The 13,479-nt window shown below is 32.7% G+C and carries 10 protein-coding genes; 6 read left to right on the plus strand and 4 right to left on the minus strand.

Annotated features, from left to right (window positions below; translation table 11 throughout):
• Positions 1-444: 444 nt before the first annotated feature.
• The 5 genes from AC2D8K_RS07595 to AC2D8K_RS07615 all read left to right on the plus strand — a co-directional run bounded on the left by AC2D8K_RS07595 (position 445) and on the right by AC2D8K_RS07615 (position 4,920).
• Positions 445-1,848 (plus strand): MFS transporter, encoded by a 1,404-nt coding sequence (locus AC2D8K_RS07595; RefSeq protein WP_484698375.1) that lies wholly within the window; start codon positions 445-447, stop codon positions 1,846-1,848.
• 154 nt (positions 1,849-2,002) lie between these two features.
• On the plus strand, positions 2,003-2,935 hold the full coding sequence (locus AC2D8K_RS07600; protein ID WP_002450374.1) for a 2-dehydropantoate 2-reductase: 933 nt from the start codon (positions 2,003-2,005) through the stop codon (positions 2,933-2,935).
• A 106-nt stretch (positions 2,936-3,041) separates the two neighbouring features.
• Entirely contained in the window at positions 3,042-3,491 is a 450-nt protein-coding gene (locus AC2D8K_RS07605) for a GNAT family N-acetyltransferase (RefSeq protein WP_484698377.1), read from the plus strand.
• Positions 3,492-3,557: 66 nt separating this feature from the next.
• Positions 3,558-4,031, plus strand: a complete 474-nt coding sequence (locus tag AC2D8K_RS07610) for a DUF1440 domain-containing protein (protein WP_484698379.1) — start codon at positions 3,558-3,560, stop codon at positions 4,029-4,031.
• 37 nt (positions 4,032-4,068) lie between these two features.
• Positions 4,069-4,920 carry an NAD-dependent epimerase/dehydratase family protein gene (locus AC2D8K_RS07615; RefSeq protein WP_002450371.1) on the plus strand — a complete coding sequence of 284 codons (852 nt, stop codon included), beginning with the start codon at positions 4,069-4,071 and terminating at the stop codon, positions 4,918-4,920.
• A gap of 63 nt (positions 4,921-4,983) precedes the next feature.
• Here the strand turns inward: AC2D8K_RS07615 and yidC are convergent, their stop codons facing one another.
• Together yidC and AC2D8K_RS07625 are read right to left on the minus strand one after the other, a co-directional pair.
• Positions 4,984-5,796, minus strand: a complete 813-nt coding sequence (yidC, locus tag AC2D8K_RS07620; protein WP_002450370.1) for a membrane protein insertase YidC — start codon at positions 5,794-5,796, stop codon at positions 4,984-4,986.
• Positions 5,797-5,935: 139 nt separating this feature from the next.
• Complete coding sequence (locus AC2D8K_RS07625; protein WP_002450369.1) at positions 5,936-7,444, minus strand: serine hydrolase FLP; 1,509 nt, start codon at positions 7,442-7,444, stop codon at positions 5,936-5,938.
• A 254-nt stretch (positions 7,445-7,698) separates the two neighbouring features.
• On the opposite strand from AC2D8K_RS07625, the gene AC2D8K_RS07630 reads away from it, so the two are divergent.
• The gene (locus AC2D8K_RS07630) at positions 7,699-9,528 is read left to right on the plus strand and encodes an APC family permease (protein WP_002450368.1); all 1,830 of its coding nucleotides are present in this window, start codon (positions 7,699-7,701) and stop codon (positions 9,526-9,528) included.
• 66 nt (positions 9,529-9,594) lie between these two features.
• On the opposite strand, the gene AC2D8K_RS07635 is transcribed toward AC2D8K_RS07630, so the two are convergent.
• Both AC2D8K_RS07635 and AC2D8K_RS07640 read right to left on the minus strand, forming a co-directional pair.
• The gene (locus AC2D8K_RS07635; RefSeq protein ID WP_207023702.1) at positions 9,595-11,754 is read right to left on the minus strand and encodes a cation:proton antiporter; all 2,160 of its coding nucleotides are present in this window, start codon (positions 11,752-11,754) and stop codon (positions 9,595-9,597) included.
• Between the two features lie 125 nt (positions 11,755-11,879).
• Complete coding sequence (locus tag AC2D8K_RS07640; protein ID WP_484698383.1) at positions 11,880-13,283, minus strand: amino acid permease; 1,404 nt, start codon at positions 13,281-13,283, stop codon at positions 11,880-11,882.
• Positions 13,284-13,479 lie beyond the last annotated feature (196 nt).

The following is a 13,479-nucleotide window of genomic DNA, read 5'->3' on the forward strand; positions in this document are numbered from 1 at the left end:
AACGAATCTTTTGTGAAGTAATTCACAAGTGATTATACAATATATTTCATATTATTTTGCATATTGAATTCGTCATTTCAGTGACAATTTTCAAAATAATTAATAGGGATCATCGTTATCAATTTAACAAATCCTCGTATTATCAAATCGAAAACGCTTACCTATTTTTAACGATAATACTATCATTTGTATAGTTCAAGACGTTATGGAAAAATAAAAGTAATTGGTGTAAAATATAGATTTATATATACAAATATTCTAAATATTAAAAGAAATTAAAGGGTAAAGGTAAAGAAGTATTAAATCGATTTAAAAGTACAGATTAAAATTTAGACAAATAGAAGGATAGCAATTGTTAGTAAATCAAAGGTTGTAGTTTTCAGTCGATTTAAAACCAAGTAAGTAAAAGTTGGAAAGTGTTTTTGTAGGAGGAATTGATATTTTATGAACAAAGCTTCAAGAGAATTTGAAGGAGATAATAGGCTCCTTCTAGGTATCATTTTAGGTGTGATCACCTTTTGGTTATTTGCACAATCACTTGTGAATTTAGTTGTACCTTTGCAATCTACATATCAAAGTGATATCGGGACGATTAACATCGCAGTCAGTCTTACCGCTTTAATGTCAGGATTATTTATTGTAGGTGCCGGTGACTTTGCAGATAAATTTGGTCGTGTGAAAGTCACATACATAGGACTGGTATTAAATATTATTGGTTCTTTGTTAATCATTATCACACCATTAACACCGTTTTTAATTGCTGGAAGAATATTTCAAGGATTGTCTGCTGCGTGTATTATGCCAGCAACATTAGCCATTATTAATCAATATTATATAGGTACAGCGAGACAAAGAGCGCTAAGTTATTGGTCAATTGGATCATGGGGTGGTAGTGGTATTTGTACACTCTTTGGTGGCTTAATGTCAACGCACTTTGGTTGGAGAACCATCTTCATCGTTTCTATTGTATTAACATTATTATCAATGTATTTAATTAAACATACACCTGAAACAAAAGCTGAACCAATTATTACTGAAAATGGTGAGAAAAAGAAATTCGATATTGTTGGCTTAATGATCTTGATTATTTGTATGTTAAGTATCAACGTGATTATTACGCAAACATCTAAACTAGGATTATTCTCACCCATTATTTTAAGTCTCATCGTGGTATTCATTGTTTCACTTATCGGCTTTATTATGTATGAAAATAAAATTAAATATCCTTTAGTAGATTTTAGTTTGTTTTCAAATAAAGGATATAGTGGTGCAACGGTTTCAAACTTTATGTTGAACGGTGTTGCAGGTGGGACACTCATTGTTGTTAATACCTACTACCAACAACAATTAGATTTTAATGAATCACAAACAGGTATGATTTCATTAACTTATTTGATAGCAGTATTAATTATGATTCGTGTAGGTGAAAAGATACTACAAGCACTTGGTCCGAAACGTCCGCTATTAATGGGTAGCGGTATTACTGCACTTGGTTTAATATTATTGTCTTTAACGTTTTTACCAGAACCTTGGTACATTACATCTAGTGTTATTGGTTATTTATTGTTTGGTACTGGTTTAGGTATCTATGCTACACCATCTACGGATACAGCTGTAGCACAAGCACCTGACGAAAAAGTGGGTGTTGCTTCAGGTGTTTATAAAATGGCATCATCTTTAGGTAATGCATTTGGTGTCGCTATTTCTGGAACGATATATGGTGTGTTTGCATCACAAATGAATATGGAGTTGGGTGGTTTTATGGGTGTAATCTTAAACGCGGTCATTGCCATCATTGCATTCTTCGCCATTTTATTATTAGTTCCAAAGAAAGCAAGAAATTTATAATTACTAGTGAAAGGTCGAAACGAAAAAGTTTCGGCCTTTTTTATAGCATTAATTTTAAATGTTAGAAAATTACGAAAATTAAGTTATGTTCATTGACGATGTTAGTCTTAAATAGTATTTTAAAGGTAACTTTACCGAGGAATGAGGGATTGGAATGAAGATAGCTATTGCAGGTTCAGGTGCATTAGGAAGTGGATTTGGTGCTAAATTATTCCAAAATGGATATGATGTAACGCTAATAGACAGTTGGGAATCGCATGTTAAGGCAATTCAAACGAATGGATTACACATAGATATTAATGGTGAACATTGTCATTTAGAAATACCAATGTATGATTCTAGAGAAATACCTGAAGATGTATTATATGATGTTGTATTTTTATTTCCTAAATCAATGCAACTTAAAGAGGTGTTAGATTATATACAACCACATATAACTCAATCAACTATCGTAGTATGTACGATGAATGGTCTAAAACATGAGCGTTTGATTGAGCAATATGTCGAATTACCACAAATTGTGAGAGGTGTGACAACATGGACTGCAGGAATTGAAAGTCCTGGTTGTACGCATCTAATGGGTAGTGGACCGGTTGAGGTAGGTGCATTGGTCACAGATGGTACTGCTAATGTAAAAACAGTCGTAGACATTTTGAATCGAGCAGAGCTAAATGGTGTATTGAGTAATGATTTACATCAATCTATATGGAAGAAAATTTGTGTGAATGGGACAGCCAATGCATTATGTACGATTTTAGAGTGTAATTTAGCAACATTAAATCAAAGCGATGATGCTAAAAATCTTATTTATAAAATAACCCAGGAAATTGTGCATGTAGCAACGATTGATGATGTGCATCTGAATTTAGATGAAGTGTTTGAGTACCTCATCGACTTAAATGATAAAGTAGGTCCACATTATCCTTCGATGTACCAAGATTTAATTAATAATCATCGTAAAACTGAAATTGACTATATCAATGGTGCGGTTGCTCGCTTAGGCGCGGAACATCATATTGACGCACCAGTCAATCATTTCGTAGCTAATATGATTCATGCTAAAGAACAACAATTAGATGCACAATAAATATAAGAAACCTTTTATTAAGCTTATAAGCAAAACCCACGAATTGCTTATAAGCTTTTTTAAACTGAAAAATGACGTGCGACATTCTAATATTTGAGGTGAGTATATGATTGTTAATGAACTAGAAAAAGCAGTCGTCAAACAATATATGAATTTGCTATTATTAGCAGATCCAGAAAAACAGGCAATAGAACAATATATTAATCAATGTCATGTCTATTTACTAAGTGATGAACATCAATCCCAATCCCTAGCTATAGCAGCAGTAGAAACATTATCTGATACGGAGGTAGAGTTGAAGAACATAGCCGTTCATCCTTTATATCGCAGAAAAGGACTGGGTACTTACCTAATGACATGGCTTTTTGCTAAGTATCAAAACATGACGATGTATGTTGGTACTAGTGACACTGAAAGCACGCTCAAATTTTATTATCGATTAGGATTTAAAAACTATGATATTAGACAAAACTTCTTTATTAGCCAATATGAACAGCCTATTTATGATAACGGAAAATTACTCATAGATATGAAAATACTCAAAAAGGATTTATAAAATGTGTCTTATGCTAATTTGAAAGGGTAATGATAAAAGGAAAGATAAGTTTAAGGAGATGTTTGTATGTCTGTATCATACAAGAAAGTGATTATGACTGGTTTGGTTGGTGGCTTCTTAGGTGGCGCCGTTAAAATGGGGTGGGAAGCATTATTGCCACCTAGAACGCCAGAATGTGATGAAGAACCACCACCAATGACGATGCTTAATCAATTAGGTTTACCTGAAAATGTTAAACATGCGCGTTATCATTATAATGGTAATAAGATTCCACTCACAATTATGGGTGTTCATTATGGATTTTCTATAGCAAATGCATTCGGTTATGCACTACTTGCAGAAAAATTTCCGCAAGTAAAAGTATTAAGAGGAAGTGCTTTTGGTGTCTTAGTAAATATTGCCTTTCATGAATACTTACTTCCTCATTTAGCATTAACACCTAAAGTAGAAGATTTACCTAAAGAAGAAAGATTTTCAGAATTACTTGGGCATATTATTTGGATGAATACGATAGATTTTGTACACTCGTCTAGCAAGTAAATAATTCCCCATATATAAATAGAGAAAAGGTGAGATAATGAGTAAAATATTTGTAACTGGTGCAACTGGTTTAATCGGCACCAAATTAACAAAAAGATTATTAGAAGAAGGTCACGATGTAGCTGGCTTTACAACATCTGAAAATGGTAAAAATAAATTAGAATCAGCTAATGTAAAAGCATATATCGGAGATATTTTAAAATACGATACGATTGAAGCAGCTATTGCAGATTTCCAACCAGAAATCATTATTAATCAAATTACAGATTTAAAAAATGTAGATATGGCAGCAAATACTAAAGTACGTGTCGAAGGTTCTAAAAACTTAATCGATGCAGCTCAAAAATACAATGTTAAAAAAGTCATCGCACAAAGTATTGGCTTTATGTACGAAGCAGGGGAAGGCCTTGCTACAGAAGAAACACCATTAGATTTAGATTCAAGTGGTGACCGTAAAGTAACGGTTGATGGTGTTATTGGACTTGAAGAAGAAACATCTCGTATGGATGAATATGTTGTATTAAGATTTGGTTGGTTATACGGACCTGGTACTTGGTACGGCAAAGATGGTATGATTTACAATCAATTTGTAGACGGTAAGGTTACATTATCAGATGGCGTTACATCATTTATACATCTAGATGATGCAGTCGAAACGTCAATTCAAGCTTTAAACTTTGATAATGGTATTTATAATGTAGCAGATGACGAGCCTGTTAAAGGTTCAGATTTTGCAGAATGGTATAAACAACAATTAAATGTTGATCCAGAAATAAATATTCAACCTGCACAACCATTTGAACGTGGTATTACTAACGATAAGTTCAAAGCACAAGGTGGTCAATTAATTTATTCAACTTGGAAAGATGGTATGAACCCAATTAAATAGCGTATATGAAAAAGCACGACTTAGCCTAATGGTTTAAGTCGTGCTTTTTACTATGAATGAGTTTTAACGTTGTTCTTTATGTTGCTCTAGTGATTGTCTTAGTTGTTGGGCTTCTGATCGGCCAACTTTGGCATAGTGTCGATGTGCAAAATGCATTTGGATGATTAGAAATGCGGCGCTAACCGACCAATAAAGGCCTAAAGCTGAAGCGGAATGTAAAGATGCATAAGTGATGAAGATAGGTGATAAAATCATCATGACATAATACGTTTTACGTTCATCTTTAGGATAATGAATTGAATTCACTAAAGGTTGAATAAAATACATGAGTGCTGCTATTAGCGTCATCATAATATTCGGTTCGGTTAAATTAAACCATAAAAAACGTGGATATTTTGTAATACCATCACTACTTGGATATTTTAAACTCATATATAAACCCATAAGGATAGGTATTTGTATGATGACAGGTAAACAACCGATGATATTTTTAAATGGATTGATACCATATTGCTTATATTTATTCATCAATAGTTGATTTGCTGCGTTTCGTTCCTCTTGAGAATCTGCTTCTTTAATCTTCTCTCTAATTTTATCAATTTGTGGTTGAACGACTTTCGTTTTTTCGCGCATAATATGCATATTTTTTACTTGAATAAGCATAAATGGTAATAAAATAAAACGTACAATTAAGACAATAGCTATTATAGCTAATCCGTAGTTATCATTAAACAATCGGCCAAATAAATGTAATAACCGATCCATAGGTTGCACAAATGTATTATAAAATAATCCTGTACGATTATCAGATTTTGAATAATCACATCCTGATAAACATAAAACAGTGATTAGTAATAGAGAAATTCGTTTGGCCATTATTGACTTCCTTTTCATATGAAATATCTTTGTTTTAAGGTATGAAATCAATCATCACATACAATTTTAATCTAATATAACAAACTTAGTACATAGTTATGACACTTATTCTTAACTGTTTATTTTTTTAACGTAACCGTTAGTTAGAATGAAGTGTGCGTTTCTGACTTAAAATGATGATTACAAGTAATATGGTAATTAAGATGATACAACTATAAAAGCTAAATAAAGCCCATTTAGCATGTGATGGTAACCAGGTCATTACAAATGACCAACTATTATTGCCTAAGACGAAGTATGGTAATAAATACATAGCGACACTAATTAAAACAAATGCTACCATGACCAAAATAAAGGCATATAGTGAAGCTTTGCTTCTTTGTACCTTATATTTACCGTGTTTGATGGCAAATAAGCGACGTAAGATAAAGTAGAGACTGATAACAACGCCTATCATAGAAATGATAGAGATAATCACGTTTATATTGTGAGCTTGATCAATTTTGGTCTCGATTGTCGTATAGTGTTTGTGGTTCATGACTTGAGCATTTAAATGGTCTGCGAGTTGCGTCACTTTATTAGAATTCATATTTGCTAATACGACGATACCATAAGATTTCTTCGGATTGAGCAATATAACAGAGGAATAGTTATCAAGTGTTCCTGTATGATATATATAATCTGCGTGAGCATTAGTAAACCATCCAGCAGCATAACCATTAGCATCATCTTCACCCTGTGATTCATTAATTGTTTTTTGAGATGCTTTAACAATATCTTTTGTTTTAGATGATGGTGCTAATTGCATTTTAACCCAGTGCTCTAAATCTCTCGTATTAGACATTAAAAAGGCTGAAGGTGTATCTCCAATATTAAATGAAGGTGCACTTTTTTTAATTGCGCCACCTGATTGTTCATAACCAACGGCTTCGTGCTTATTTTTAGAGTTGGTCTTTTTAAATGTTGTGTGTTCCATATCTAGTGGCTCTAAAATATGATCTTTGATATACGTGTTATAAGATTCTTTAGATACGTTTTGGATAATGAGACCTAATATATCGTAATTCATATTGGAATATTCAAATGTGTCTCCAGGTTTATGATTCAGTTCCTTGCCTTTGATACTTTGAACTAAATTTTTAATAGAGTCGCCGTATACTTCAGTTTGATCCTCGCTTGTAATATCTGCGGGTATAACACTTTTCTGACCAAGTAATTGTTTAATCGTGATATCTTGTTTTTTATCATCATATTTCATGTAAAAGCCTGGAATGTATTTAGATATATGATCATTAAGGCTTAGTTTGCCATTTTTAGCTAATTCTAAAATGGCATATCCTGTAAATGCTTTAGTATTTGATGCAATTTCGTATCTTGTTGTAGGCTTTGCTTTAATTTTCTTCTCGACATTTGCATAACCATAACCTTTATTTAAAAAGACTTTGTTATCTTTTATGATTAATATCGAAGCGCCAGGTATATCGCCAGATTTCATATCTGATTTCACGATTGTGTCGATATAATTCTGTGAAGATTGAGTGAGTAATGTTTCATTTTTATTATATGCCCAAAAATGTTTCGTAATGATCACAGCAATGAGTATGGCAATTACCATTATGATAGTGATAATAAATGGTTTCTTTTTCATGATTCTAATCCTCTAATATTTAATAATGTGTCGTTGTTAATTGTGTGTAATTTATTATAGCAGTTTTCGAAATATTTTAGCGAATTAAAGGATTTATTTTATGAATAATAAATGATTAGAAAGAGAAATGAATAAAAAGTGTTATAATACTCTAAAAGAGTGATTAGTTAGTAAAAAGATATGGTGTTAATATATACAATTTTGAATGTTGGGAGTATAGTTTATCCATCAACATACAAAGAGGTAGTAGTGTTATGTTTAATCAAATTAAAAGACTTTTAATTGGGCGTCCCAAAAAGAATAGGGACTTGAAAAACGAAAAAATTACTAAATTTAAAGCGTTAGCAATTTTATCTTCAGATGCATTATCCTCAGTAGCTTATGGTCCAGAACAGATATTAATTACATTATCTGTTGTAGGTGCAGTTGCGTCTTGGTATACATTACCTATTGCTGCAGGCGTTCTGATTTTATTAGCTGCACTTATATTATCATATCGCCAAGTGATATATGCTTACCCTAAAGGAGGCGGGGCATATATGGTATCGAAAACGAACTTAGGAGAGAAGTGGGGACTTCTTGCTGGTGGTTCGTTATTGGTCGATTATATTTTAACCGTTGCAGTTAGTATATCCTCCGGTGCAGATGCGTTTGTAGCTGCATTTCCAAATTTATATGATTACAAAGTACTCATAGCATGCTTATTAGTATTAGTCATTTTGATATTAAATTTAAGAGGTCTAACTGAATCGGCAACTGTGTTATCTTATCCAGTGTACTTATTCATCATTGGATTGGTTGCATTAATTGTAGTGGGAACATGGCGTGTTGCAACTGGTGACATTCAACCACATATGCAATCTTCAGTAGGGACAGCAGTACACGGTGTGACACTCTTTTTACTATTAAAAGCATTTTCTTCAGGGGCTTCTTCTTTAACAGGGGTAGAGGCTATATCCAATGCGGTGACTAACTTTAAAGACCCGGCACCTAAAAATGCAGTAAAAACGTTAGTCACAATGGGTAGTATTTTAGCATTTCTATTAGTAGGTATTGTAGGATTGGCTTATGTATATGGCATTATGCCACAGACTGAGACTACGGTTCTATCACAGTTAGCAACACAAATCTTTGGTGACAACGTTGCATTCTATTTTGTACAAGCTACAACAGTATTGATATTAGTATTAGCAGCAAATACTGGTTTTACAGCATTTCCAATGTTAGCGGCATCTATGTCTAAAGATAAATACATGCCTAGAATGTTTACGGTTAGAGGTGACAGATTAGGTTATTCTAACTCAATTCTTGTGTTAGGTATTTTTGCGATTATATTAATTATCTTGTTTAAAGGTAAAACTGAAAATTTAATACCATTATATGCAGTAGGTGTTTTCATTCCATTTACTTTAGCGCAATTTGGTATGGTATTAAAATGGTATAGAGAACGACCAAAAGGTTGGCAGGCTAAATTAGCAGTAAATACATTAGGTGGTACGATTACATTTGTGGTATTTATGATATTCTTGATTACTAAATTCAGTCATGTTTGGCCAATTTTATTATTCTTACCATTCTTTGTATCTGTATTTGTAAGAATTAAAATTCATTATCGTAATGTTGCAGAGCAATTACGTTCTGATTTAGACGTGCATGACGTACCAGTAGTAGATCGTAGTTTAGCTATTGTACCGATTATGAGTATTACGACTGTCGTTGATAAATCAATTTATTATGCACAGATGTTAGCGAATAATGACGTGATTGCAGTGCACGTATCATTTGGTGATGAAGACGAAAAAGGATTCCAAGAAAAATGGAAGCAACACTTTCCTGATGTAAGACTCATTATTTTACATTCAGAATATAGAAGTATTATCAGACCGATATCACGATTTATTGATAAAATTCATCGCAAAGCCGAAGATCAAAATTATTTAATCACGGTGGTTGTTCCAGAATTTATTCCTAAGAAGCCTTGGCATCATTTATTACACAACCAAACAAGTTTACGATTAAAAATGCATTTAATTTATCAAAAGAACGTGATACTATGTACTATTCCATTTAAACTTAAAAAATAAATTGAAAAGCCGTCGCACTCATTAAAGATAGATGAGTGTGACGGCTTTTTAGTTTAAGGTATATAACTAATATTTTTCTGCAAATACAATTTCATTGTAGTTGATATTTTCACGTAATTGACTTGCTACTTTAGGCGATAGTTGATTACGTTTAATTAAAGCATCTAAATATTCACGTTCAGCGTAAATGGCTTGAAGGTGGATATTTTGCTGCGCTTCAGTTGTTAATTCTTTAGCATTTTGATTTGATTTATCTTTATTTCTATTACCTTTACGTCGGTTACGTAAGGCACGAGATAAGTTGTGATATTGATCAATGACTAAACTTACTTCTAATACGTTTGAAGGATTCTGCTCTTTTTGCATACGTAAAATAATGTGGTGATTAACGATACGTAAAATTTGTTGCACCTTTTTCAAATCATTTTGATAAACTTTTAACATTTCTGCACGGTCAAGTTGTGCTTCTTCAGTTTGGTTTGATTTGCTAGTTGATACATGATCTTTATAAGCATGTTCCTTTTTAAATCGATCATACTCTTGTTTGCGTAAATTCTTTCTTGCTTTGAAACGAAGGTAGAACATTCTAAAGAAGCGGGAAATTTTCTTTACAAATGAAGCTTCTTTATACGAATTAGTAAGTTCTTTAACATTTCTATAGTTATTCAACTCTTGCGAATTGATCTTACCTTTATTGATAAGTCTTTCTAATGTAGCTGTTTCTTCTTCTTCAGCAATTTCTGCTAAACGATGTAATTCTTTAGTATTTTGATTATCTGGCTCTGCATTAATTAAGAATGACATTTCCCCGTAATATTGTGTCAAAACAGGTCTATAATCAATGTCTTTATTCTTTTCAGATAGTTCTTTAAGACGAGTTATAACTGCTTGCATAATGAAAATTTTTGCTGATTGATAGGTCATACCTTCGTCATCTGTTAATTGTTCAGATTCAGTAATAAAAGGTAATACCACTTGTGCCAATATTAAACTGATGAGTACCATCAATGAAGCTATAAATAATAAATCATTACGATACTCGAAGGTTTGGTGATTATTGATAATCGTTGGCAATGTTAAAGCCATTGATAAAGAAATCGTTCCGTGTATACCACACATAGTCATAATAAATGCATAACGTATACGACTTGGTGGCTGTTCTTCTGCAATATCCGTGTCTTCCAAATAACGTTGTAAGTGATTTGGATAATAGAAATCTTTGTATAATAAGAACACCCAGATAAATCGAACAACATAAATAGCTAATGCAATGAGCAAACTAATTAATATTAAGAATTTAATATTATCTGGTTCCACTTTGATGATTTGGATGACCACTTCAGGAACGATGAACCCTAATACTACGAATACGAATCCGTTTAAGGCATAACTCAACGTATTCCAAATTTGTGAGAAGCTCATTTGAAGTTCAGTCTGTGCACGAATGAGTCGGTCGCGCTCCCAACCATGAATAAGACCTGCAACAACTACTGCGATAATGCCAGATGCATGGAACAACTCTGCAATAAAGTAAACAGCAAATGGAGTGAGTAATTGAATGAAAGTTAACGTATTATTATCTTTCATACCTTTATTAGCAGTCAGATAAATACGTAATCTGACAACAACTGAGCCTACAATAATTCCAATTAAAATACCAATAATCGTAGATACGATAAATTGCTCTATCGCATTTACAGCTGAAAATGCACCTGTAACTAAAGCTGTAACGGCAATTTTAAATGAAATAATACCGGCAGCATCATTTAAAAGGGATTCACCTTCAAGAATGGACATGGATCCTTTAGGTAAAATCTTCCCTTTTGTGATTGCAGATACTGCAACAGCATCTGTTGGGCATAGAATTGCTGCAATAGCAAAGGCAGCTGGCATTGGTAAATCAGGCCAGATCCAGTGAATAAAGAAACCTACACCAATAACAGTAGTAAATACTAAAGCCATAGCCATTAGAATAATTGGTTTTTTATATTCAAGTAATTTGGTCCTTGAAACATGCGTACCTTCGACGAATAGTAAAGGTGCAATGACTGCCATCATGAAGACCTCAGAATCGAAATCAAAATGTATGGGAATCGGTAAGGTGAAGATAGCTACACCTAGCGCGATTTGTATAAAAGCTGTAGGGATTTTAGGGAATCGATTATGTATAATCGAACTAATCACTACTGCAATTATAAATATAATAAAAGCTTCTAATAATTCCATAGAAATCTCCTTGTGAGAATGATATATATTATTCTACCTTATATTTTCATATTTACAATTTAAACAAATTAGACAAAAAAAGGTATAATCGACAAGTTCGATTATACCTTATAATAATATAATTATTATGTGTTTTCTACGTGTTTTTGATCAGATAAACGTTGTTTATCAGCTAGGTCTTTAGCATTATTTTTATACTTTTTATAATAGAAGTATAAGAAGATGAACCAGAATGGTGAAATAAAGATAGCGGCTCTAGTATCATCACTAAAGAATAATAATATGAATACAAATACAAAGAATGCTAATACAACGTATGCTGTAGCTTGTCCTCCAATCAATTTAAACTTATTATCTTTATGTTCTTGAGGATTCTTTTTAACATAAATGATATAAGACACAATAATCATTGCCCATACAACTAAGAACAATACTGTAGATAGCGTAGTGACATATATAAATAATTGAATGGCATCCGGAAAGATAAAGTTAAGTAATGCTGCAACTAATAAAGTAAATGATGACACAAACATTGATAGGTAAGGGACACCATTTGAATTAGTTTTACTTAACACTTTTGGCCCTAGACCTTGTTTAGATAAGCCGAATAAAATACGACTGTTTGAATAAATCCCACTATTTGTCGCAGAAGCAGCAGCTGTTAATACCACGAAGTTAACGATACCAGCGGCAAATGGGATACCAATCAATGTAAACAACTTCACGAATGGACTGCTATCAGGATCTATACCATTCCATGGAATGACAGACATGATAACGAGTAGCCCACCAATATAGAATAATAAAATACGAATAGGCACATTATTAATTGCTTTAGGAATCGTTTTCTGAGGATCTTTTGTTTCCCCAGCTGTAACCCCAATTAATTCTATACCTATGAATGAGTACACAGCAATTTGGAATGACATTAAGAACCCAAATGCACCATGTGGGAACATACCACCATGTTTAACGAGGTTAGTAAATGATGCATGCCCGTAATGTGTTTTAAAAGAAAAGAATATCAATACTAAACCTACAATAACCATCGCAACAATTGTGACTACTTTAATAATTGAGAACCAAAACTCTAACTCTCCAAATAGTCTTGCACCTAGTAAGTTAAACGAAATTAAAATTAATACAATGAATAACACTGTTAACCAGTGTGGGACTTGTGGATACCAAAAAGCGAAATATTGTCCCATTGCTGTTAAGTCAGACATACTTGAAACAATCCAACAAATCCAATATGTCCAACCTATCACGAAACCGCCAAAAGGTCCGATGTATTCATTGGCTATATCAACAAATGAATTGAATTTCGTATTACTTAATAATAATTCCCCTAAAGCACGCATAAAAGCAAAAAGTATCATTCCGATAATCATATATGTGAATAACAGTGAAGGTCCTGTAAGTGAAATCGTCTGTCCAGAACCTAAGAATAGCCCCGTACCAATTGCACCCCCAATTGCAATTAATTGGATATGTCTGTTATTCAACTCTCTATGTAGTTGTCTTGCCATAATCTTCCTCCTCAGGAAAGCAAAATAAACATTTTTTGTGAAAGCGTTTTCTTTTTATTGATACTATAGAAATAGTTGTAATAAAGCAATTAATTTTCAAAATATAAGTAAATACATTTATTAGGCTTTGTATGATAAATATTACTTATGACTTTTTTGAATAATCACATAATTCTGTTAAATAGGGGTGCTTTCA

The sequence above is a fragment of the Staphylococcus sp. 510 genome, from assembly GCF_057219715.1.

Excerpts from the sequence above, each read along its gene's own strand:
- AC2D8K_RS07595 (WP_484698375.1), top strand. The coding sequence starts at position 445 with ATGAACAAAGCTTCAAGAGAATTTGAAGGAGATAATAGGCTCCTTCTA.
- AC2D8K_RS07600 (WP_002450374.1), top strand. The coding sequence starts at position 2,003 with ATGAAGATAGCTATTGCAGGTTCAGGTGCATTAGGAAGTGGATTTGGT.
- AC2D8K_RS07605 (WP_484698377.1), top strand. The coding sequence starts at position 3,042 with ATGATTGTTAATGAACTAGAAAAAGCAGTCGTCAAACAATATATGAAT.
- AC2D8K_RS07610 (WP_484698379.1), top strand. The coding sequence starts at position 3,558 with ATGTCTGTATCATACAAGAAAGTGATTATGACTGGTTTGGTTGGTGGC.
- AC2D8K_RS07615 (WP_002450371.1), top strand. The coding sequence starts at position 4,069 with ATGAGTAAAATATTTGTAACTGGTGCAACTGGTTTAATCGGCACCAAA.
- yidC (WP_002450370.1), bottom strand. The coding sequence starts at position 5,796 with ATGGCCAAACGAATTTCTCTATTACTAATCACTGTTTTATGTTTATCA.
- AC2D8K_RS07625 (WP_002450369.1), bottom strand. The coding sequence starts at position 7,444 with ATGAAAAAGAAACCATTTATTATCACTATCATAATGGTAATTGCCATA.
- AC2D8K_RS07630 (WP_002450368.1), top strand. The coding sequence starts at position 7,699 with ATGTTTAATCAAATTAAAAGACTTTTAATTGGGCGTCCCAAAAAGAAT.
- AC2D8K_RS07635 (WP_207023702.1), bottom strand. The coding sequence starts at position 11,754 with ATGGAATTATTAGAAGCTTTTATTATATTTATAATTGCAGTAGTGATT.
- AC2D8K_RS07640 (WP_484698383.1), bottom strand. The coding sequence starts at position 13,283 with ATGGCAAGACAACTACATAGAGAGTTGAATAACAGACATATCCAATTA.